Origin of the sequence: Enterobacter sp. HMSC16D10 (genome assembly GCF_001807145.1) — a bacterium.
Lineage (GTDB): Bacteria > Pseudomonadota > Gammaproteobacteria > Enterobacterales > Enterobacteriaceae > Enterobacter > Enterobacter roggenkampii.
The window spans coordinates 1-21470 of sequence record NZ_KV787905.1 but is presented as its reverse complement, the minus strand read 5'-3'; the positions used below and the strand labels follow the sequence as shown (position 1 = coordinate 21470).

Sequence of the window (21470 nt, the reverse complement as noted above, 5' to 3'; positions counted from 1 at the left end):
TCTCCCGGCGGGAGAGGGGTTTTATATTACTTAGCCAGAACTTCCTGCGCGGTGCGCTCAACCAGAGACAGCAGGATTTTGATATCTTCCAGCGTCACGGTTGGGTTCAGCAGCGTCAGCTTCAGGCAGGTCACGCCGTGATGCTCGGTCACGCCGACGTTTGCACGGCCGGATTCCAGCAGCGCATCACCAATTTTCTGGTTCAGCAGGGCGATACCGGCATCATCTGCCTGCACCTCGCCACGGAAGCGGAACAGCACGCTTGCCAGCTGCGGCTGCATAACCAGTTCCAGCGCAGGCTGCGCTTTCACGTACGCCGCAACCTGCTGTGCCAGGGTCACGCCGTGATCGATGATCGCCGCGTATTGCTCCTGACCCAGCGCTTCCAGGCTCATCCACAGCTTCAGCGCGTCGAAACGACGGGTGGTCTGCAGCGATTTGGAGACCAGGTTCGGCACGCCGGCTTCTTCGTCGAACTCAGAGTTCAGGTAAGCCGCCTGATAGCGCATCAGCTCATAGTGGCGCGCTTCTTTCAGCAGGAAGGCGCCGCAGCTGATGGTCTGGAAGAACTGCTTGTGGAAGTCCAGGGTGACGGAATCCACCAGCTCAATGCCGTCCAGGTAGTGACGATACTGCTCAGACATCAGCAGCGCGCCGCCCCAGGCCGCATCAACGTGTACCCAGATGTTCTGCTTCGCCGCCAGTTCAGCAATGGCGCGCAGCGGATCGATAGCGCCGGCATCGGTGGTACCTGCCGTTGCGACGATCGCCAGAATCTGCTCGCCGTTCGCATTGCACTGTTCGATTTTCGCCGCCAGATCGGTCAGATCCATGCGGGAGAATTCGTCCGTTTTCACCTGCAACACGGACTGGTAGCCCAGACCCATCAGCGCCATGTTTTTCTGCACGGAGAAGTGCGCGTTTTCAGAGCACAGTACGCGGATCTTACGCAGATCGCCCACCAGACCGTCCTGCTGAACGGAGTGACCCTGACGCGCAAAGAACGCATCGCGCGCCAGCATCAGGCCCATCAGGTTGCTCTGGGTTCCGCCGCTGGTGAAGACACCGGCGTCGCCAGCCTGATAACCCACGCGGGTACGCAGCCACTCGATCAGTTTGATCTCGATGATGGTTGCGGACGGGCTTTGATCCCAGGAGTCCATACTCTGGTTAGTGGCGTTGATCAGCACTTCCGCCGCCTGGCTTACGACCAGGCTTGGGCAGTGCAGGTGCGCCACACACTGCGGGTGATGAACGGACAGGCTGTCTTTCAGGAAGAACTCCACGGCGCGTTCAATCGCCGCTTCGTTGCCCAGCCCTTTCGGGTTGAAATCCAGCTTAATACGGTCGCGCAGTTCCGCGACCGTTTTGCCCTGGTACATCTCAGGCTGTTTCAGCCACTGCATCACAGCCTGAGTGCTTTGTTCAATCGCCTGCTGGTAAGCTTCAATGCTCTGCGCAGAGGAGAACAAAATTGGGTTTGAATCAGACATCGTAATCAATAACTCCGGTTACGCCGGGCGAACGCCCGCAGCAAGCAGTGCCTGCTCAAATTTATCCAGGAAGATCTTCAGCTCTTCATCGCTGATCAGCAGAGAAGGCAGCAGACGCAGAACGATACCGTTACGACCACCGCGCTCCAGAATCAGACCGGCTTCGAAGCACTTCTTCTGAATCAGTGCAGACAGCTCGCCGTCGCCCGGGAAGCAGCCCATGTGGTCAGCGGCTTCGTGCGGCTTAACGATCTCAATACCGATCATCATGCCCAGGCCGCGAACGTGACCGATAACCGGATAACGTTTCGCCATCTCTTTCAGCTGGCCTTTCAGCCATTCGCCCTGTGCCGCCACTTTGCCTGCGATGTTCTGGTCTTTCAGGATTTTCAGCGTCGTCAGACCGGTTGCCATCGCCAGCTGGTTGCCGCGGAAGGTACCGGTGTGGTGACCTGGCGCCCATGCGTCGAACTGCTTTTTGATACCGAGTACGGCCAGCGGCAGACCGCCACCGACGGCTTTAGACATCACGATGATGTCTGGCTCAATGCCCGCGTGTTCGAAGGCGAAGAATTTACCGGTACGGGCAAAGCCAGCCTGAACTTCGTCGAGGATCAGCAGAATGCCGTGTTCCTGAGTCACTTTACGGATGCGCTGCAGCCACTCAGCTGGAGCCGGGTTCACGCCGCCTTCGCCCTGAACCGCTTCCAGGATCACCGCAGCAGGTTTACGCACGCCGCTTTCAACGTCGTTGATCAGGTTATCGAAGTAGTAAGTCAGCGCTTTCACGCCCGCTTCACCACCGATACCCAGCGGGCAGCGGTATTCGTGCGGGTAAGGCATGAACTGCACTTCTGGCATCATACCGTCTACCGCTTCTTTCGGTGACAGGTTGCCGGTCACGGACAGTGCGCCGTGGGTCATGCCGTGGTAACCACCAGAGAAGCTGATGATACCGCTACGGCCGGTCACTTTTTTCGCCAGCTTCAGCGCTGCTTCAACGGCGTCAGCACCGGATGGACCGGTGAACTGCAGGCAGTACTCTTTGCCCTGACCAGGCAGCAGAGAGAGCAGGTATTCGGAAAACGCGTCTTTCAGAGGCGTTGTCAGATCCAGAGTATGTAACGGCAAGCCGCTGGTAATGACATTTTGGATGCTTTTCAGCACATCAGGATGGTTATGGCCAAGCGCAAGGGTCCCTGCACCTGCTAAACAGTCAAGGTATTCTTTATTATCTGCATCGGTAATCCACACGCCTTCTGCTTTAGTGATGGCTAAAGGCAGTTTGCGCGGATAACTCCTGACGTTAGATTCAAACTCGGCCTGACGGGCCAGATAGGTTTCGTTGCTTTTGTGGGCATCTACGGTGTCAATACGGACTTTATCCGTCATCATATCACTCCTACAACCGCCGCTTCGTTATGAGCCACGATTGAATAAAAAGTTAAAAAACAGAAGGGGCCTGAAAAAAACGCCGCCAATATAGAGCCTTTTGCCACGGGGCTCAATGGTTAATTTGTTTACTGTTTTGTGACACGTGTGTATAGCGAGGAAATATCCCCTTTTTTAAAATGAAAATTGTATTTTATGCCAAATAAAAACAGCGGGTTACAGGGTATTTGCCCGGTGTGTAAAGTCGCAGAAAAGAGTGTGACAAATCGTGCCATTCAACGGCACAAAAGGAGGGACGCTTTCCCTGTTTATCCGGCAGGTGCAGAAAACGGTGCTCACGTTGCCTGTGCAACGGAATCACGCAGTAAAAATGGACTTTCTAAGCGCGTGGTTTCCTGATGTTCTTCACCGTTAATAATATGCAGGGCGCTCAGGCGACCAATTTCATAGTGCGGCAGTTGTACCGTCGTGAGAGGAGGAAGGAACAACTCCCCAATGCCCACCATATTGTCATAGCCGATCACCGCGACGTCGTCCGGTATACGAAGCCCTTGTCCCAGTAGCGTCTGGTACACCATAAACGCGATACGATCGTTACCGCAGATAACGGCGTCGAACCTGGGAATGCCATTCTGCATGTGCGCCAGCAACACGGCCGGAATGTCGCGATAGTGCTCATCGCCGAGTGCCATATAGCAGTGCTCCAGGCTGTCCGGATCGAGCCCCGCTTCACGGCATGCACGCTCCAGCCCCTGACGACGGCGGGTTGTGGCCAGATGCCCCTCAGGTAAATGCAGGCAGAGAGGGCGTCGATAACCCTCCGCGAGTAACGCCCGCACGGCGGTATATTGCCCTTGCTCATCATCAGGAATATAGCTGGCGACCTTTTCGCCGTCGCTTTCGCAGTTGGCCAGCACGCAGGGAAGGGTGAGGAGTTTGGCCGGGAGAGGAACCTGACGTAACCCCATGGTGGTGTAGATAATTCCGTCGGGCCGATGAGAGAGGAGAAGGTCGACAATGGCGTCCGGATTGTCATCGGTAAACATATTCATCACGAAGCTGTTCCAGCCGTGCATTCTGGCCGTCTCTTCAATAGACAGCGTGATCTCCACCGAGAACGGCGTCGTCACCGTATCGAGCGCCAGTACCCCTATGGTTTTAGGCGAGGCATGCGCGCCGCGTATTTTCTTGGCGGACAGATCGGGCACGTAGCTGGTCTGCTCAATAGCCAGCTGAACGCGCGCCAGCGTTTCCGGCTTAAGGCGCTCCGGGCTGTTCAGCGCGCGGGAGACCGTCATCAGCGATACGTTAGCCAGCTTTGCGACGTCCTTCAGGGAAGCCATTGTCTTACTCCGTGAATGCTCTGCGTGAAAGGGTATACAACTAAGTCGCTGATGTAAAAGAAAGGCTGATGCCCAGGCCGGGTCATGTTTACCTCAGTGATGAATATTTGATCGCGATCTCATTCTCTTAATGTTAACGTTAACTTTCGTGATTAACATCTTAAATTTCAGCCAAACAGCATGAGAAAGCGTAAATGTTAACGTTACCATTGCGTCATTACTCCAACATGAGAATGTCATGATGAAAACGCATCACTCTCACAGCTACCCTTTATTAAGCGCATTACTGTTTTTCTTTTTTGTCACGTGGTCATCTTCCGGCTCGTTGCTCTCTATCTGGATTCACCAGGAGGTGGGGTTAAAGGCAGGGGATACGGGGGTCATCTATGCTGTGCTGTCTGTCTCCGCGCTGTGCGCGCAAATCTACTACGGCTTCATTCAGGACAAACTCGGCCTGCGAAAAAACCTGCTCTGGTTTCTGACCAGCCTGCTCATTCTTTCCGGTCCGGCCTTCCTGCTGTTTGGTTATCTGCTGCAGATTAACGTGTTACTCGGCAGTATTTTCGGCGGGATTTATATCGGGCTGACGTTTAACGGCGGGATTGGTGTACTGGAATCCTATACCGAGCGCGTGGCCCGCCAGAGTCAGTTTGAGTTTGGCAAGGCGAGGATGTGGGGATCCCTTGGCTGGGCGGTGGCAACCTTTTTTGCCGGTCTGCTGTTCAACATCAATCCGAAGCTGAACTTCGCGGTGTCGAGCTGCGCCGGGCTGGTGTTTTTTGTGTTGCTGGCGCGCCTAAGAGTCTCTTCCGCGCCGCACGCCATGCAGGAGGCGGTATCCGGCGGTAAGGTCACGCTGGAGGATGCCTTACGTCTGTTGACGCTGCCGCGCTTCTGGGCGCTGGTGTTTTTCGTTATTGGCACCTGTATTTACGGCGTGTACGACCAGCAGTTCCCGGTCTATTTCTCCTCACAGTTCCCGACGTTGCAGGAAGGAAACGCCATGTACGGCTATCTCAACTCCTTCCAGGTTTTCCTGGAAGCGGCGGGCATGTTCTGCGCCCCGTGGCTGGTGAATCGCCTCGGTGCGAAAAACGGCCTGATTTTCGCCGGAATGGTGATGGCGATGCGTATGGTGGCATCGGGTCTGGTTGAGGGGCCGGTATTGATCTCCATTACCAAGCTATTGCACGCGGTGGAGCTGCCCGTACTGCTGGTCTCCATCTTTAAATACAACAGCCTGCACTTTGATAAGCGGCTCTCTTCCACCCTCTATCTGGTGGGCTTTGCCTGTACAAGCTCGGTGATTGCCTCGGTGCTGTCACCGCTCGCAGGCTACAGCTACGAGAAATACGGCTTTGCCCAGTCCTATCTCATCATGGGGCTACTGGTCTTCAGCACCACGTTTATCTCCATCTTCCTGTTGCGCTCGGGTAAGTCCTCTTCTGACCCGCTCATGCCGCAACCTTCCACCATCTGATCGAAAGAGTAGAGAAATGATGTATTCCATTACGAAAGCAGAACAGGAACTGCAGTCCAGGCGCGAAGGGCTTAACCTGCGCTGGTACCCCCGTTACCACCTCGCCGCGCGTGCTGGCTGGATGAACGACCCGAACGGCTTGGTCTGGTTTGACGGCTGGTATCACGCCTTTTATCAACACCATCCGTATTCGACCGAGTGGGGGCCGATGCACTGGGGCCATGCGCGCAGCAAAGATTTAGTTCGCTGGGAGCACCTCCCGGTTGCGCTGGCCCCGGAAGGGCCAGACGACAAGGACGGCTGTTTTTCCGGCTCAGCGGTGGTGGATGGCGATACGCTGGCGCTGATTTACACCGGCCACAAATTCCATGGCGATCCCGGCGATGAGGCTAATCTCTACCAGGTGCAGTGCCTGGCAACCAGCCGTGACGGCATCCAGTTTGTGCGGCACGGGACAGTCATTGATACACCGCCCGGGCTGCATCACTTCCGCGATCCGAAGGTATGGCGTGAAGGGGCGTGGTGGTACATGGTCGTTGGCGCGCGCGAGGGGGATACGGGCCAGGTGCGTGTGTACCGGTCTGCCGATCTGCGCGAGTGGCACGACAGGGGCGTGCTCGCGGTGGCTGAAAAAGAGATGGGTTATATGTGGGAATGCCCGGACTTTTTCACTCTCAATGGTAAACGCGTGCTGATGTTTTCGCCTCAGGGACTGGCGGCAGACGGATTTAAACATCGCAATCTCTTCCAGAGCGGCTATCTGGTAGGCGAATGGCAGCCTGGTCAGCCTTTTGTGCGTGAAGGTGAATTTGTGGAGATGGACTACGGGCATGATTTCTATGCGCCGCAAAGTTTCCTGACGCCGGATGGCAGACGCCTCGTTATCGGCTGGCTGGACATGTGGGAATCTCCGCTGCCGGAACAGGAGGATGGCTGGGCAGGTATGCTCTCCTTACCTCGCGAGCTGACGCTGAGTGCCGATAACCATCTGCAAATGCAGCCAGCCAGAGAAGTTGAAAGCCTGCGCGGGGCGTGGTTCCCCTGGCCGATAAGTACGCTTAATAACCAGCAGATGACGCTGGTGGAACACTGCGATGCGATGGAGGTCATTCTGCAGTGGGATTGCGCCAACAGCAGCGCGGAGCAGTACGGCATTCGTCTTGGCGACGGGTTACGCCTTTATGTTGATGCGCAGATGCAGCGCCTGGTGCTGGAGCGAGACTATCCGCAGTATGGCCTGTGCGGTACCCGTAGTGTCGCGCTGAACCTGAGCAACGCGCTTAATCTGCGTTTGTTCTTTGATAGCTCCTCCGTGGAAGTGTTTGTTAACGAGGGTGAGGCGTGCCTCAGCAGTCGTATATATCCTGATGCCGACTGCAGCGAGCTCGCATTATTTGCCTGGGCGGGGGGCGCGTCGCTTATTCATGGCGGGGCGTGGCAGCTGGAGTAAATCTATTAACGAGCTAAAAAAAGGCCCCATAAACATGGGGCTACGTAAATCTTATCAGGTGGTAGCGTCCTGCAAAGATCACATTTTTGATAATTGTGCGTTTACAACTCTCTCTTTTTCGACAACCAGCTGCATAATATAGCTACCCTTGTGCCATGAACCCTTATTTGGCTTCCAGCCTTTCGAAAGCAGATATTCAGCAGCATCAGAGACAGGCTTATTCATAACGTGATCCGCTTCACCTGATAACTTTTTTAAATCACCGCTTACTTTGGCTGCCTTGCTATCACAACGACCGGCAGCATCCATAACCTGCGTGCAGCCTTCAGGAAGGCGCCTGTGCGCTGACTGTGCAAGTTGAGCAGCATTCTCTAAAGCCTGTTTTTCAGCCGCAGCGTTAATGGCTGTGGTGCGGTTTTGCTCTGCAATATAACAAGCATCTTTACTCACTCCTTTGCTTTGACAATCAGCCATCCGTTGATCTGGTGAGGAACACGCAGCAAGAGATAATACAGCCGCTACCATCATTAATTTTTTCATTATTGCCTCAGTAATTACAATTATAAATATAGGTACCTAACATCAAGCCGATCCATATCCCTAATAAAATAAAAGTCAGATACAGAACGGCGGAAATAAAAATATACTTTGTCATTTTTGTGCTAGCAGCAATGTATTGAGTTATAGCCAGCTAATTAAACTCCAGGGTGAATTTTTAGCTGATTGGCGGTTTGCTGGCATTTTAATTTAATATTGTTAAATCACCATCCGTAAGATGCGGACGCCGCAACAATTTCATCACCGTTGGATGTACCTGATGTAGAGAGGGTAGCGGCTACATTCTCAGCGAACTTATGACGGTAACCGACTGCGTAACCTTGCGCATCTTTGAAGTTGGCAGCACCGACGGCAACCGCGTTATCTGTATCAACGTAATGCAAACCAGCAAGAGAAGCAGCGCCAGCGATACCAGCACGATATTCCTTGCGATCCTCATTCTGCTGATTCTCCAGAGAAGAGAACTTCGCGTTATTTTGACTCTCTAACGCAGTAATACGTGATTCATGATTCGCTAATTGTGCGCTGTGATTCTGAATCGTCGTTTCTTGTGCTTGCTGGCGTGACTGAACGTTAGCAACAGCAGCTTTGTTAGCAGCGGCTACCGTTTGTGCATCAACCGCTAAAGATTGCGCATAAGTGCCCGTATTAAATGCCTGAGTCGCTTTGTCAGAGGCATCCTGAAGGGCGTGATCTTGTCTATCCTGATCGGCGTCGAAAATGCTTTTATCTACCTTACCTGCCAGCGCTTGAGTGTTAGCATCTGCTTTGTTGTTCGCATTGGTAGCGGTGAGTTCAGCTTTATCTACTCTTGTGTTTGTATCAATGATTGCTTGACCGTTAGTAATAACGCCTTGTAAAGCCGCATCTGCTTTATTATTAGTGTTATCAATCAATATATTCTGTTTGTTATCAGTAATTGTCTGATCTGCTTTGTTATCATCGACTTTCTGATTAAGGATAGCGTTAGCTTGAGTGTTAGCGTTTACGCCATCTTGAGCGGTATTAGCTGTATCTTGTGCTTTATTAATAGCTGTATTTGCTCTGTCAATATCGCCCTGAAGGTTATAGATTTGCCCGTCTTGCTTAATGTTACTCCCCTCGATGTTATCAAGGTTGTAGGCGGTTTTATCGGTACCCTGAATTTGAATGTGAGCACCTGGATTATTGACGTTATCGTCAAGGTTTACGTTTACTTCCGCAGCATTTGCAGTATTCATTGAACCAGCGAACACAAAACCAAAAACAGCGATAGCTGTTGTATTTAAATAGTTCATTTTAAAGCTCTCATCATCACTACAAGAAAAAATAAAGTAAGGGCGCTATCCTGGCGGGAAGATACAACGTCTTGTTATATCTGAGTTAATTCACGATTAATGGTGGAAATTTTGGTTTGATAACTTATTTCGTAACGTGTAGTAACTATCTATGAATGTGTAATTTTGATTATTGATCTAAATCATAAATAGCAGGAATAGCTAAACGAGTCGATCCAGAAAGGCCCGGCTTAATAATCTTATAATACAATAAGATAGCCGTTCATAATGGATGGGGGTGAAATTAGATATAAAACACCAATACATTAATTGTATTTAAGTGTTTTGATTAAAATGGGTTAATAATACACATAACAGTTTATGTAAATTTATGGGTTTTTGCCGATTATTTATTATCGAACCTTTCGTCAGCTTCGAATGAAAATGAACTCAGCTCATTTTTGTTCCGGGATATACCAGGAAAAAATATTTATGTTGAAGATGCTAGCGAAAAAGTGTTTAGGAAGATTCATAACGCGAACGCTGCCGTGATAAATCAAAACTCCTTGCGCCTGCCCTGTGGCCACGGTTACACTGATTGAGAACAATGATTTTAATAAATCATTGTTTTAAAAGCATTTTGACTCGGGATGCCCTTCCACGTGAAGGCTGAGAAATACCCGTATTACCTGATCTGGATAATGTCAGCGTAGTCCCGGCGATCATCTAAGATATGAATCAAAGATTTGCATGGTTTTTTCTCTTCATTTTTTATGTTGTCACTCTCAGAGACAAACAAAATGACACACCCCGATCAATCACACCATTATCCGTAACGGGATCTACTACGTCAGCTTTCGTCTGCCGGGTCAAAAATATTTCTGTCGGTCGTTAGAGACAGATAGCCACAGCCACGCGCAACTCTTGATGTCATTTGCATTTCCATCCATTCCATTAGTCAAACGTGGAACCATTCACCCGGTTCAGTTTGGTCAACGTCTTTCTGACTTCTGCAGCCGCTTAAAGCAACAGAATGAACACTGGCTGGTTCAACAATTCCTCAATAATGAGCAGAGCAATAATCAGCCGATGGTTGCTCAGGAATACCGCGAGGTTGTTGCACTTTCAGAAGATGAGAAAGAACAAACAGAAGCACAGTCAAAGGATGTGTTAACACTGGCTGGCGCTTGGAATATGTACAAAAAAGAGAAGGCCTTGAACTGGACGAAGGCAATCTCGCAGGCCAATGAGCGCTTTATGGAGATCCTGTTGATTGTCTTGGGTTCATCAACTGATGTAACCACGATGACAAAGCAGGACATTAAGCAGGTGATGTAAGTTGTAGAAAACCTGCCTAGGCGTGTTGTGCAGCCTTATCGGCCGATGACGGTTCATCAACTCATCGGGTGTGATGATGTTCCGTCAGAAGATTTGGTTGGCGCTGAGTTATCCACAAGCATTTGAAAATTTACAAATCGCTGTTTAAAACCTTCCTGACTGACAATAAAGATATTCTGGTTAAATCTCAGACTGATGGAGTAGTCGCCGCACCGTCGAAAGCGAGGTTTGGAACTTGCAGTGCAGCAGAAATGAGAAAGTTTGTGGGATGGGCACGAAAACAGCCTGATGGCTGGCAGAAGTGGATCACCTTGCTGTTGGCGTACACGGGAGCCAGAAGAGGGGAGACCGCCAAGCTGGAGAATTCACAGATCACACTTAATGAAGATAGCCAGCGGCACTATCTCCTGATCGCTGAAGGAGGACAGGGTAAAACTGAGAACGCTACAAGGCAGGTGGCGATACATCCCAAACTGATCGAGTGGGGGTTCCTCGATTTTGTGAACCGCCAATAGAAAAAGATATTCTTCTCTCCTGTGTCGGGTAAGAACATGCCGAAGATCGGCAAAGTTTTAGGAGATATTAGAGATCAGCTTGGTATTCCGTACCTTGATGATTATGGGCAGCGGCGATTAGTGCATAGTTTCCGGCATACCATGATTTAAACCTTTTTCGCTGGTTGGTTTGGTAACCTGGCGCACTTGCAACAAGTGGTAGGACATGAGAAAAGCGCCTCAGAAATCACTAGGCGCTACCTGCATACGTTCCCCTTGTCCTCAGTTTCTTATGTGATTGACGGCTTGTGTTGGGAATCTTAACGGCTCCGCGCGTTGTCTTACCACCAACGGGCTTTATGCTTCTATTATCTAAAAGTGGGGAAAGGGTAAGGGGAAAAGGCTGGAGACCTCCAGCCTTTGGCGGTCATCTCACCTTCTTGAAGATGAGCAGAATCAGAGGTACGCAAACAGCGAAACCAACAATGGAGGCCAACGCTGAATCAGAGTGATTTTGCGATAGTTCCTTAATAAACCACGTGAATTGAGAAGGCGTAAACTCCCCGCCTTGGCTCATTGTCTCTGAAAAGTTAAGTGCGAAGACCAGATCGAAATACAGCACGATTACGTAATACGCTATTCAGATCAGCGCAATGCTAACCCACCTGATCCAGAACTTTTTATTCATCATCGTATGTACTTCCCAACGATCCGCCTACTGTGCGGCCTGAGTATGGAGAAATTGAGCCAGCAACAGCAGCAGAATCAGCCGATACTTGTTGGATTTTTGCACTTCCCCCAATTGGTTGAGGGCTTTTGTTCTCAATGTTTGGATACTGCTGCTTGAACGTACTTGTCATCTCGATGACGAGCATTGAGGAGTAATCTGCACTCTTTTTTTTCAAGGTAACTTTGCAGTGATACCGGGATAGTGAAATCTTCTTCTATCTCAATTGGTAGCTGTGTAGTCCTGGAGGTGTAACCGTGTTCGAATACCTTTGAACCAGCAAACTTGATCCCCTCGACTGAGCGAGTAGTACAGTTATTCCCTGTTACGTCATACTTATCAATCGTGCGGCCTCTACGTATTGTGCCGTCCTGCATCTTTGGTGTTTGAATCGGTGATACACCGTTATTCCATAATTTTTCGAAGAACTTACGGATTAATTCAGGATCAGCATCATCAATCCGAAATGCACGAGCACCCATTTCATAAAGTTCGTAACGGTAATACTTCCGTGCATCTTCATCTTGGAAGATGTCTAAAATCCCATCTCCGGTTAGCGTGCTTCTGTCTGTGCGTCCATAGCGTCCATAGGTGTAAAGGTAGATCGAGTTATTCTCATGCACCGAAACGAAAGCATGACCTGCACTTGTTGTTTCAGTCCAGATGTAAACGCCTTTCAATAGCCGGTTATCTGTTGGTTTGCAGGTGTCAGCGAAGCTATCAGTTTTAGGAGCGGCAATCGGGCCAGGGAGAACGGGAAATTCAACGATGTGAGATTGGGTGGTTTCGGCTTTTGCTGGTTCTTTAGAAAATTCGTAAGTGTCGAAGATGGACGAAATAAAACGTGATTTGCAGGGGCAAGAGCTACGGCTATGCAGTGTTCCGGCTACTCTTTTACCGTGTATGTCTTGGTTTTCAAGCCCTCCCACTATGCGGAATCTACCCGCATGTTTACCACACGTCACTTTATGCCCTTCACAGGCCATGTCTTTATCGAAAAACTGATGATCGGTACATCCTTCAATAATCCGACCACCGCAAACAGTCTTATCGCCCCTGAATAAGTAGTGACCAATAGCCATTTATTTTTATCCTTGTGTTGCTTTGAAATCCTTAATGAAAGTGTAGGTTTTTGGGGCTGGCGAGTAAATGAGCAGTTGTAACAAAGTGATAGATGGTTACTCGCAACATGCCGCTGATGCAGTGGATCCTAGATGGCAAGGGCGATGATGCGATTATCAACATGTCAACGCTGGCGCGTCGGCTGGGGTGTAGTCGTTCCAACCTGCTTGACCACATCCATACGCATGGATTCGACAGCACTATTAGGTACTACTTGAGCGAACAGCGACAACGGAAACTGAAAACATGAGAACCGGGTTAATCCCGGCTTTTTTAGCGCTTTTTATTCGATTGAGAAACAACCGAACCAGCTAAGGTTTTAGTAACCTCGCTTGAACGTGGGTTTTTCAAAGCTGCTGATGCTTTGGCTTCCATGTTCGCGCCAGTCTGATTTTTTGTTCCTGCTTGTGATAGCACCGAACCCGCTAAACTTTTCTGAATCGCAGAGGCGTTTGGGTTGTTTAGAGTCTCTGCTGCCAGATGAGCTACATCTTTCGAGGATTGCTTATCATTGTTCGCCATTTCAACACCTATTCACGGGATGGATTTTTGGATATATTGTATTTGTTATATCAATAAACACAATATGTAGTAGTTATGATAGAAGCGAAGCGGCAAGCTTAGCAAGCTCGGAAAAAAAGTTTTTACTGGTTTTATGACCAGTGTCAATTGTTTGATAACTGACCGTTTACGAAGTGGTAGAGAAGTCATATAGGTAGTGTGCAGGCATAAGCTTGTAATACTCAGGACAAACCAAATGGCAGATAACTTACAGCGTCGGCAGCCAGAAGATAAACGTTTCATCAGCTTGAGTGAATCTTGGGAAGTGGCATATTGGACCCAAGCGTTGGATGTTACTGAATCTCAGCTTAGGGCTGCTGTTAGAGCTGTTGGTAATGGCACCGCTAAGGTAAAAGCATATCTAGGTAAATAGGTTTGTGAAGGCATCTTCAATTGTGCTGTTGAGGCTGGAGAAACCCGGCCTTTTTTGTGTTCGGTGTTTGGTACTGTGAGCCACAACCTGGGACATAAGCTGGCACACAGAGCATTTTTTAGGGTTGAGTCTTTGGCTTCCCGCTGGCATGATCCAGAACAGCGATTAACGGGACGTTAATCGCAAGTTTTTGATTTTGTTTATTTGACTCGGGGTGCCCTTCTTCATTGAAGGCTGAGAAATACCCGTATTACCTGATCTGGATAATGCCAGCGTAGGGGGCCAAAATTTGGCCTACTTATCATGAGATTGCATCTCTTTTTGTCCGTGCTGAATGCACTTGAGGTACAAAAAGGGGATGTTTATGAGGTTAAAATCACTTCCGTACACCTTCAAGAGGTACGGTAACTACTACATTCAGATCCGCTTATCTGATGGGCGGTCATACAAAAAATCACTGTCCACTGACAGCTATCGTGAAGCATCTGCTTTGATGATCAGCATCCTTCCGTATATCCCTTTTCTTAAATCATTAACTACTCCGCTCCCTGTGTTTGAAGCGTTCTTATCAAATCTGATCGCGTCAGAACGCAGGGCTGCAAGAAATCCACTCTTACCCCAACAGCAGATAATTGTTCCTTCTGAACTCGTGGAACCTCAGCCGCCAGCCGAACCGGAAAAAGTGCTAACCCTGTCGGATGCGTGGGCTATGTACAAAGATGAAAAGGGGCGCAACTGGACGAAATCGATCTCAATGGCAAATGAGCGCTACATGGAAGTGCTGCTAACTGTCTTGGGAGGGGAAACTGATGTCACGACGATTACCAAACAAGACATTAAGCAGGTGATGGAAGTTGTTGAAAACTTGCCTAAGCGTGTGGTGCAGCCTTATAGGTCAATGACGGTTCAGCAATTGATCGAGTGTGATGATGTGCCACCTGATGAGCTGGTGGGTGTTGAGGCCATCCATAAGCATCTCAAGATCTACAAATCACTGTTCAAAACTTTTCTTACCGAGGGCAAAGACATTCTGCCTAAATCGCCAACTGATGGTGTCGTCGCTGCACCGTCGAAAGCGAGATTTGGCGCATACAGTGCGGCGGAAATGAGAAAATTTGTGGGATGGGCGCTCAAGCAGTCAGATAACTGGCAAAAATGGATCACATTGTTGTTGGCGTACACTGGAGCCAGAAGGGGGGAGATTGCCAAACTGGAGAAGTCACATATCAAATACGATGAAGATAGTCAGCGCTATTATTTCCTGATTGCGGAGGGAGGCCAGGGCAAAACGGAAAATGCCACAAGGCAGGTAGTTATTCATCCCAAGCTGATCGAATGGGGTTTTATGGACTATGTTGATCGCCAATGGAAAGAGCGGATTTTCTCAGAGGTGGCAGGATCGAACATGACAAAGATCGGAAAAATGTTCGCTGATCTCCGTGATGAGCTTGGGATTCCGTATCAAGATGATTACGGGCAACGGCGGTTGCTGCACTCCATACGTCATTCCGTCTGTTCTTCGGCAATGGCAGGTTGGGTGACGAATATTCTTCATCTTCAACAGACAGTAGGCCACGAGAAGAGCGGAGGGATCACTAAGCGTTATCTGCATACGTTCCCCTTATCCTCAATTTCTTATGTGATTGATGGGATTGATTGGGCGTCCTAAGTAGGCTCCCCAACGGGCAATATGGCTACTGTTGTTAAAATTTTGATGGTTACGTAAAATATAAAAAAATTCTCGTGCTGGATGCTCATGAAAAAACTCGAATGGGGTAAATACGTTTTAATCTATCTTGCGGGGTTTCTGACCAGTTTCAGTGGTGCCTTAGATAGTTTAGTGAAAATTCCTTCGTCGTATAAGGAATTGAAGAAGACCTACATCTACGATAGTGAATTTTTAACAGGTCAATGGTCAACAAATGCTGAATACTTAGTCGACAGTGGCGACCTGGGATTAGATCCTTCACAACCAAAGATGACTTTGAGTATGGAGGCATCCGAGGACGGAAGCGCGAGCGGTGAATTGATGAGTGAAAAAATCTGTGATGCTCTACCCCTCACGTGGGATATTAGGCTTGAAGCAGACGCGCCAACATTCCGTGACTTCTTCTTTAACCGAAAGTTCTATTTGAAGCAGTTGCATGAGGGTAAAATGCAAAAAGTTGCGGCACTGGAATTAATCAACGAGGATAGAAAGCGCGGTGCAATGACTTTTAAAGTTATTGGAGATGGTACAGGTGCACTACCGAAACAAATAACATTGGCTAAAAATCTCCCTCAGTTTAATTCTGATTTCAAAGAATTGTCTGATTATTGTGGAGAGTCACCGATGAGATTTTGGAAGGATTATTATCAGAAGCAAGGAAAAATTCCATGAAAAGGTGCATCAGCCCCTGGAGTGATGTTGCCAAAGGTAGTGTCTATCCTTTTAAAGCCTGTGGTTCCATAAAACAATCTTCCGGTTATGGCTGGCATTTTAAACCGCTGACCTCATTATACGTCGCACAAAGCCAGCGGTTAACTTAATTTTCAGGGGAGGCGAAGTTTCACATATACGTTAAATTACCTCGGTTCTAACTATTTACTTCTTCCTTCCTCATTTCATGACAAAGGTAGCCATTAACGAATTTATACGACTTTAATTAATGAATAAATACCGTCTGGCTTAAGATAATCAATGATATCAAAGAAAGATATGAATAACTCCCACTGACCTAAGGCGTAGCAGTGGATCTCATATGGAGCAAAATGGAAAGTTAATCCTGATTCACTGATGGTGAAAATATTCAATGTACTATCCGTTATCCCCCTAATTAACCATTCCATATCAGATTCCTCAGGTTTTTCTCCAGTTCTTTCCCAGAATACACGGGGCGCATCCGATATGAGCCTTTCTTTAATTTTGTTAATAGCATCGTACCCTTTTTCATCAATGAAGAGGTCATATAATGAAAATTTATAGGAATAATCATCGTCGGTTACAACGAAATTGCTAACATCGAAATGACTGTTCGGGTGAGCTGCGCCTGCGCCATACCAACTAACATTATGGAGAATACTTAGGATATGGTTATTACAGTATGCAATGTAATATCCTTCAATATAGTCACTGGTATAAGTGCTTTTATACTCTTCACTCCAACCAAAATTACTTGGCCAAGGTGAAGTTCTGTTATTGAAAACCAAGCTCGCGGCACGACCTTTGAAATAGTTAGATATGATCTTTGCTGATCGAGGATGAGTATGGTTAGAAACAATTGGATAGGTTATATCAATTTCATGTCCAGGTATGCTGTTATATTCTTCCTTAAATGTTTCGCTTGTGAATGTAAAATCACCGTACGTTACCCCTTTTGCAATTTCAATGTTTTGTTGAGTTGCAGCTAAGGCTAACGATTTTTCTAACAACGTCCAGCCATCTTCACGTTTATAGTCGATGTATTGAATTTTTGAAGATATGAATGTTGGGACAGGTGAATCATCAATAAGAATGGGTATCACAAAAATGTCATCAGGTTTATAATATTTTAATTTATCAATAGCTTCATTCATTTCACGCCTGATATAACCATTTTTTTGACAGCTAACTTTGCTAAGAATAATAATTATAACATTTGCGCTGCTAAAGTTTTTTTGAATTTCGTTGTCCCAATTTACACCCGCAGGAATATCTCTAATATCCATCCAAGGACTATAACCATTGGTTTTTAATTTCTCATAAATTGACTCTGTAACCTTTTCATCTTCTTTTGCGTGAGCCAAAAATAATTTCATTCCTGATCTCCATTAGAGAATATCTAATATATTTTAACATCAGTAAGTGCAAATTTTACATTCATTATATTGCAAGCGGGAGGGGAGGGGAAGGGTAGCCTTAAAAATATATTTAACTGATCTAAGTGATATGTTCGCTTCCAGAGTTTCACCTCCATCGGATTAACGCGTTCCGTAGCGCCACACCAGAAAAAACTGATGATCGGCTCTTCTTCCTTCTTCAATCGTTACTCCTCTTCAAAGGTCATTGTGTAGCGGCATTGCTGCGATGGTCTGATCGTCACTGTCTCTGTAAAGTTGGCGTTGCTATATACGCAAATCTTCGCGTTTCCAGTCTCCTGTTCATCACTGAAAATCAGGGTTATCTGTCCGGCATTCGCCGGGGCTGGCATGATCCCCAGTGTCAGCACCAGTAAGCTGTTTTTCATGTGTACCCCTTATAAATCCATCTCATTGATCACACGGCTAACGGCTTGCTTGTCTAATTCCAGATAGCGCCTGGTGTCAGTGATGTTGCTGTGATTGAGCACGGTCATAGCGAGGGCCAGGTTATTTCCAGAACGCTTGAAAAGAGCATTGCCTCCCGCCTTTCGAAAACTGTGTGCAGATACAGTGCCATGAATACCGATAGCTTTAGCGGCCTCTGCGATCTGCTTGCTCACTTCCTCGCGTCGTACAGGCGCTTGCTTGTTCATTGATCGGTTACGCTGGCTCCTGAACACATGCACATCATGCGGATACTCAGCACGGCGACGTGTGATCATCTGCACCACTGGAGCCGGAAGGGTGAGGGCTTTACGCTTCCCTGTCTTCTGTTCTTCTATGTCAATCTCACCGTTGCTCACTTCGTCGAAGCGCAAAGCTACGGCATCCCCCACACGCAGTACGGCGGCTTGCATCATTAATGTAACGTCAGCTATCAGGCTTTTGTTATGAGCGTTTAACCACTCCCTGATCGCTTTGGCTTGCTGTTCATCTAACACCACTGCTCTGTTCAATTTACCCTCCCATAAGGACACACATCTAAACTTAATTAAAAAATAATATGATCAATTTCAGTATCTTGAAATAATAAATGATCAAAAATTGATCTTCGTTATGTGTGGTAAATGGCGCGGTTGTGTGCAGTGCTGAACGCGAAGATCAGGCACACCCAGATCGAAATCTGCATGATTTTGAAATATCTTCAACAAATTCATAATGTTGGCATTTATAAACATGTGTTTGGACGTTGCCAAATAGTCAGATCGGCACGAAGAAGAGCGGTATCACCGGAACATCACACTACAGATGGTTGTGTGTGGTTGTTGTCTATCTAATTGATTCTATACTGATAAATCTGAGGTTGTTAGGCGAGGGCGGCGCTAACCTGCCTGTATGCACAGATTATGCGGAGTTTATGCACTTGCAACTGATTGCATCATGAAATGATTATAATGCTAACTAATTGGCGGGTTTTGGCATGGAAAAAGAAACATTGTTTCAATTTTAAAGAACTCGTTCAACGAATCCGGCACGGGTGCAAAGTAGTTTTCATGACAAACAGCGGCGTATCCGCGCTACATAAGGGTTTGGCTAAGTTGAGCATTCTTACAATGAAAGTGAACAATCCACTTTGACCTACATCTACACCGATTCTTTACCTGTCATTTAAGATAGGTTTTGACGTTATTAATGTAGGGTTTTGATAGGGTTAATCTAAGATTTGCCTCTGGTTTTTCTTAGGATTGTTGCATGTGCGATTCGTAGTGAGCAGGGCGACGATCTACCGTTGTATAGTGACGTATTGTCACTCTCTGCACGAGAACACACGGAAAAACCCGGCTATGTGACGGAGCGTCACACATACTAATCATCCCATCTGTGACGTTATGTCACACTTACAAACTACTTCTGTGACGCTGCGTCACACTTGGGGCACGTTATCTGTGACGTTATGTCACTCTATAAGACTACTTAACTATAATACTAAGATCTATAAGACTATCTTTCATGGTTTTGCGCTTGTCGCAAAGATCTTTTGCCTGGCGCCTATCGCCGTCACTCCTGGCAAGCAGCCTTACTTCGCTTCCTTTCGGGCTACGTTGGCTGGCCTCGTTCCGCTCACAGCGCTGCGCAAGCTACACCTCTTTACAAGTTGGGATTGTGCCAGGCTTTGGCCTTGACGTGAGTCAGGCACATGCACATTACGCCCACGGCGTAATTCATCTTTGCGCTGTGCGCGGAATTACCATCTGACCAACCAACTACCGTTGATTGTCCATCTGATAAGCTGACTAACTTCAACCATCCATTCATGAACTAACGTTCACCCATGCAAGGTTTCAGTAAATCAGGGGCTAAAGCTCACCGTGTTACGATTCACTAAGCCAACATATCCAATCATCTACACCTGTCCGATCTCGCTACCGCTCAATCTTCTGAGTGCAGATTCTTGGTGTTGGTGTGGGATAAGTGCCAGAGGGCGGCAGTGATGCAAATAGAGCGCCTCAGACGCGCTGTAAGCGGTTTTGAGAGGGTAGGTAATGAAGAGGTAGCCTCAGTACGTCAGAACGCCGCAGAGAGTGTTACAGGCTGTTTTGTGAGTTTCTTGTGGCTATCTTCTCTGGTGGCAAGTTCTACCACAAATTTCAATTGACAGCAACCATCCATTTTTGGTATAAAGCACGTAATGCACTTGACTTTTTCGAAGTTATTGAAAAATAGCTTGACAACATGTGTGCTTTTAGTGTACTATTAAAAGTATGGTGATAATCATTATCATCTAACCCATCTGACAACATTCCATACGCATGAATTGCAGCCTCCACCAGGTTTTTGGTGCGGGGGCTTTTTTGCGTCTGGAGAAAACCAAACAGGAGCAAACAACATGCGTTACTTCAACGTTGACCAAATCTACGCAGATTTGATTACAGGCCGAACAACACGAACACTTGTTTACAGTTCACTTGTCCGAGCGCGTAAGAGTGAACAAACGGACAGGGTGAAAATGTTCGAGGAAGCGATCCGACGCTTTGATGAATGGCGAGCAACGCCAAATTTCACCCCAGTGACCAGCTAACCCAGGAGGAAACCAGAATGATCGAGAAGAAAACCAAACTACCGCCGTCCACATCGTTAATGATACCGGATGCCACATTCCAGATTCTGTTCAAAGAAGCAAAGCGCCGAAAAATGAGCGTAAGCGCACTACTTCTTGAAGAGTGTCAAAACCTGGCGGTTAAATATTCGAAAGCTGGCGCGTAACAACTACGAAACAGCATTTACATCCCCCCACGAATGAGAAGCGGAGAAAACCCAAATGAAGAGCATTCGTAATTTACTGAGCATACATAGGAGCATAGAACAATGGCAAAAACCCTCGCCGAGATTAAGGCAGACTACCAATACACCGACAAGAAAACTGGTGAAGTAAAAGATCGTACAATTAACACCCCACATTATTTCCGAGACATTCCCAGAATTTATTCTCCCAACCTCCAGGATGGTTACATGGACTTTTGCCCCAAGGCGCAAAAGTTGTATTGCTATTTTCAAGGGTGGGAAAATTCAGGGAATTTCTGTTACGAAAGTCAGGAAGAGCTTGGAAAGGTGATCGACTTATCCAGGGAGAGAACCTGCAAACTCATTAAGAAGCTGCAAGATGCAGGGCTAATCACGAAAGAGAAAAACCCTGGTTATCGTTCCAAAGTTTACCGCACGTTTCCGATCACTGATGCGCACATTACCCCACCAGAAGCACTGGCAGTGCAGCCTGATATCATTTCTGACGTAGTGACACACCAGGCAGTGCCTGAACCAGCTACCGCAGAGGAAACGCAGGATGATGCGCCGAATTGGGATGCACCAGAACACCTGGAACCGCCAGCACCAACAATGACTAATGTCATAGAGGATGCTGTGATCGTTGCTGAGGGCACCCATGAAAGCGTTGCAACAACCACGGAAAGCGATCAAATGGTCATTGATGATGATGTGATTGTTGAGGCTGTTTGTGAGCGGCTCTCACGTCCCGAAAGTCTGAGACAAAGCCAAAGATTCGACACATTTACAGCGTATGCGCGTCGTGTCCTACAGAATTGAAGTGGTTTACTGAATTTGGCCAC

Annotated in this window: 18 protein-coding genes, 2 pseudogenes and 1 riboswitch; of the genes and pseudogenes, 9 read left to right on the top strand and 11 right to left on the bottom strand. The window is 47.7% G+C overall.

Annotation, left to right across the window (positions count from 1 at the left end; genetic code table 11):
• Positions 1–26: 26 nt before the first annotated feature.
• The 3 genes from HMPREF3143_RS20260 to HMPREF3143_RS20250 all read right to left on the bottom strand — a co-directional run bounded on the left by HMPREF3143_RS20260 (position 27) and on the right by HMPREF3143_RS20250 (position 4228).
• Entirely contained in the window at positions 27–1493 is a 1467-nt protein-coding gene (locus HMPREF3143_RS20260; protein ID WP_070534205.1) for a pyridoxal phosphate-dependent decarboxylase family protein, read from the bottom strand.
• Positions 1494–1511: 18 nt separating this feature from the next.
• Positions 1512–2888 carry a diaminobutyrate--2-oxoglutarate transaminase gene (locus HMPREF3143_RS20255; RefSeq protein ID WP_014884533.1) on the bottom strand — a complete coding sequence of 459 codons (1377 nt, stop codon included), beginning with the start codon at positions 2886–2888 and terminating at the stop codon, positions 1512–1514.
• A 332-nt stretch (positions 2889–3220) separates the two neighbouring features.
• A complete protein-coding gene (locus HMPREF3143_RS20250) occupies positions 3221–4228 on the bottom strand; it encodes a LacI family DNA-binding transcriptional regulator (protein WP_070534204.1) in 1008 nt (335 codons plus the stop codon).
• A gap of 238 nt (positions 4229–4466) precedes the next feature.
• On the opposite strand from HMPREF3143_RS20250, the gene HMPREF3143_RS20245 reads away from it, so the two are divergent.
• Together HMPREF3143_RS20245 and HMPREF3143_RS20240 are read left to right on the top strand one after the other, a co-directional pair.
• Positions 4467–5708, top strand: coding sequence for an MFS transporter (locus HMPREF3143_RS20245; protein ID WP_070534203.1), 1242 nt, complete (start codon positions 4467–4469; stop codon positions 5706–5708).
• Between the two features lie 16 nt (positions 5709–5724).
• Positions 5725–7158: a glycoside hydrolase family 32 protein gene (locus tag HMPREF3143_RS20240; RefSeq protein ID WP_070534202.1), complete on the top strand. Its 1434-nt coding sequence runs from the start codon at positions 5725–5727 to the stop codon at positions 7156–7158.
• A 78-nt stretch (positions 7159–7236) separates the two neighbouring features.
• Here the strand turns inward: HMPREF3143_RS20240 and HMPREF3143_RS20235 are convergent, their stop codons facing one another.
• Complete coding sequence (locus HMPREF3143_RS20235; protein ID WP_084832205.1) at positions 7237–7698, bottom strand: hypothetical protein; 462 nt, start codon at positions 7696–7698, stop codon at positions 7237–7239.
• A gap of 221 nt (positions 7699–7919) precedes the next feature.
• Positions 7920–8993 (bottom strand): YadA C-terminal domain-containing protein, encoded by a 1074-nt coding sequence (locus tag HMPREF3143_RS20230; protein ID WP_070534200.1) that lies wholly within the window; start codon positions 8991–8993, stop codon positions 7920–7922.
• A gap of 792 nt (positions 8994–9785) precedes the next feature.
• Between HMPREF3143_RS20230 and HMPREF3143_RS20225 the strand changes: the two are divergent.
• A pseudogene (locus HMPREF3143_RS20225) lies at positions 9786–11128 on the top strand (integrase).
• 103 nt (positions 11129–11231) lie between these two features.
• Here HMPREF3143_RS20225 and HMPREF3143_RS26495 read toward each other — a convergent pair.
• From HMPREF3143_RS26495 to HMPREF3143_RS25195, 3 genes and pseudogenes are all read right to left on the bottom strand, one after another.
• On the bottom strand, positions 11232–11444 hold the full coding sequence (locus tag HMPREF3143_RS26495) for a hypothetical protein (protein WP_368073438.1): 213 nt from the start codon (positions 11442–11444) through the stop codon (positions 11232–11234).
• 40 nt (positions 11445–11484) lie between these two features.
• A pseudogene (locus HMPREF3143_RS20220) lies at positions 11485–12613 on the bottom strand (PAAR domain-containing protein).
• A gap of 313 nt (positions 12614–12926) precedes the next feature.
• On the bottom strand, positions 12927–13175 hold the full coding sequence (locus HMPREF3143_RS25195) for a hypothetical protein (RefSeq protein WP_000002667.1): 249 nt from the start codon (positions 13173–13175) through the stop codon (positions 12927–12929).
• 235 nt (positions 13176–13410) lie between these two features.
• On the opposite strand from HMPREF3143_RS25195, the gene HMPREF3143_RS25190 reads away from it, so the two are divergent.
• The 3 genes from HMPREF3143_RS25190 to HMPREF3143_RS20205 all read left to right on the top strand — a co-directional run bounded on the left by HMPREF3143_RS25190 (position 13411) and on the right by HMPREF3143_RS20205 (position 15967).
• A complete protein-coding gene (locus HMPREF3143_RS25190) occupies positions 13411–13587 on the top strand; it encodes a DUF3606 domain-containing protein (RefSeq protein WP_072050952.1) in 177 nt (58 codons plus the stop codon).
• Between the two features lie 200 nt (positions 13588–13787).
• Positions 13788–13884, top strand: a riboswitch (TPP riboswitch).
• Positions 13885–13951: 67 nt separating this feature from the next.
• Positions 13952–15256, top strand: a complete 1305-nt coding sequence (locus tag HMPREF3143_RS20210) for a tyrosine-type recombinase/integrase (RefSeq protein ID WP_070534198.1) — start codon at positions 13952–13954, stop codon at positions 15254–15256.
• 87 nt (positions 15257–15343) lie between these two features.
• Positions 15344–15967: a hypothetical protein gene (locus HMPREF3143_RS20205; RefSeq protein ID WP_070534197.1), complete on the top strand. Its 624-nt coding sequence runs from the start codon at positions 15344–15346 to the stop codon at positions 15965–15967.
• 251 nt (positions 15968–16218) lie between these two features.
• Here the strand turns inward: HMPREF3143_RS20205 and HMPREF3143_RS20200 are convergent, their stop codons facing one another.
• From HMPREF3143_RS20200 to HMPREF3143_RS20190, 3 genes are all read right to left on the bottom strand, one after another.
• Entirely contained in the window at positions 16219–17364 is a 1146-nt protein-coding gene (locus HMPREF3143_RS20200; RefSeq protein WP_070534196.1) for a TIR domain-containing protein, read from the bottom strand.
• 227 nt (positions 17365–17591) lie between these two features.
• Positions 17592–17792, bottom strand: coding sequence for a hypothetical protein (locus tag HMPREF3143_RS20195; protein ID WP_070534195.1), 201 nt, complete (start codon positions 17790–17792; stop codon positions 17592–17594).
• Positions 17793–17801: 9 nt separating this feature from the next.
• Complete coding sequence (locus HMPREF3143_RS20190; protein WP_070534194.1) at positions 17802–18362, bottom strand: tyrosine-type recombinase/integrase; 561 nt, start codon at positions 18360–18362, stop codon at positions 17802–17804.
• Positions 18363–20233: 1871 nt separating this feature from the next.
• Between HMPREF3143_RS20190 and HMPREF3143_RS25180 the strand changes: the two genes are divergently transcribed.
• The 3 genes from HMPREF3143_RS25180 (at position 20234) to HMPREF3143_RS26390 (ending at position 21447) form a co-directional block, all read left to right on the top strand.
• The gene (locus tag HMPREF3143_RS25180; protein WP_223862628.1) at positions 20234–20425 is read left to right on the top strand and encodes a hypothetical protein; all 192 of its coding nucleotides are present in this window, start codon (positions 20234–20236) and stop codon (positions 20423–20425) included.
• Positions 20426–20442: 17 nt separating this feature from the next.
• On the top strand, positions 20443–20610 hold the full coding sequence (locus tag HMPREF3143_RS26035) for a hypothetical protein (RefSeq protein WP_022649293.1): 168 nt from the start codon (positions 20443–20445) through the stop codon (positions 20608–20610).
• A gap of 102 nt (positions 20611–20712) precedes the next feature.
• A complete protein-coding gene (locus HMPREF3143_RS26390) occupies positions 20713–21447 on the top strand; it encodes a MarR family transcriptional regulator (protein WP_254668448.1) in 735 nt (244 codons plus the stop codon).
• Positions 21448–21470: the final 23 nt, after the last annotated feature.

Bases quoted from the DNA above. Each gene is read 5' to 3' on its own strand.
- HMPREF3143_RS20260 (WP_070534205.1), bottom strand. From the start codon at position 1,493: ATGTCTGATTCAAACCCAATTTTGTTCTCCTCTGCGCAGAGCATTGAA.
- HMPREF3143_RS20255 (WP_014884533.1), bottom strand. From the start codon at position 2,888: ATGATGACGGATAAAGTCCGTATTGACACCGTAGATGCCCACAAAAGC.
- HMPREF3143_RS20250 (WP_070534204.1), bottom strand. From the start codon at position 4,228: ATGGCTTCCCTGAAGGACGTCGCAAAGCTGGCTAACGTATCGCTGATG.
- HMPREF3143_RS20245 (WP_070534203.1), top strand. From the start codon at position 4,467: ATGATGAAAACGCATCACTCTCACAGCTACCCTTTATTAAGCGCATTA.
- HMPREF3143_RS20240 (WP_070534202.1), top strand. From the start codon at position 5,725: ATGATGTATTCCATTACGAAAGCAGAACAGGAACTGCAGTCCAGGCGC.
- HMPREF3143_RS20235 (WP_084832205.1), bottom strand. From the start codon at position 7,698: ATGAAAAAATTAATGATGGTAGCGGCTGTATTATCTCTTGCTGCGTGT.
- HMPREF3143_RS20230 (WP_070534200.1), bottom strand. From the start codon at position 8,993: ATGAACTATTTAAATACAACAGCTATCGCTGTTTTTGGTTTTGTGTTC.
- HMPREF3143_RS25195 (WP_000002667.1), bottom strand. From the start codon at position 13,175: ATGGCGAACAATGATAAGCAATCCTCGAAAGATGTAGCTCATCTGGCA.
- HMPREF3143_RS25190 (WP_072050952.1), top strand. From the start codon at position 13,411: ATGGCAGATAACTTACAGCGTCGGCAGCCAGAAGATAAACGTTTCATC.
- HMPREF3143_RS20210 (WP_070534198.1), top strand. From the start codon at position 13,952: ATGAGGTTAAAATCACTTCCGTACACCTTCAAGAGGTACGGTAACTAC.
- HMPREF3143_RS20205 (WP_070534197.1), top strand. From the start codon at position 15,344: ATGAAAAAACTCGAATGGGGTAAATACGTTTTAATCTATCTTGCGGGG.
- HMPREF3143_RS20200 (WP_070534196.1), bottom strand. From the start codon at position 17,364: ATGAAATTATTTTTGGCTCACGCAAAAGAAGATGAAAAGGTTACAGAG.
- HMPREF3143_RS20195 (WP_070534195.1), bottom strand. From the start codon at position 17,792: ATGAAAAACAGCTTACTGGTGCTGACACTGGGGATCATGCCAGCCCCG.
- HMPREF3143_RS25180 (WP_223862628.1), top strand. From the start codon at position 20,234: ATGCGTTACTTCAACGTTGACCAAATCTACGCAGATTTGATTACAGGC.
- HMPREF3143_RS26035 (WP_022649293.1), top strand. From the start codon at position 20,443: ATGATCGAGAAGAAAACCAAACTACCGCCGTCCACATCGTTAATGATA.
- HMPREF3143_RS26390 (WP_254668448.1), top strand. From the start codon at position 20,713: ATGGCAAAAACCCTCGCCGAGATTAAGGCAGACTACCAATACACCGAC.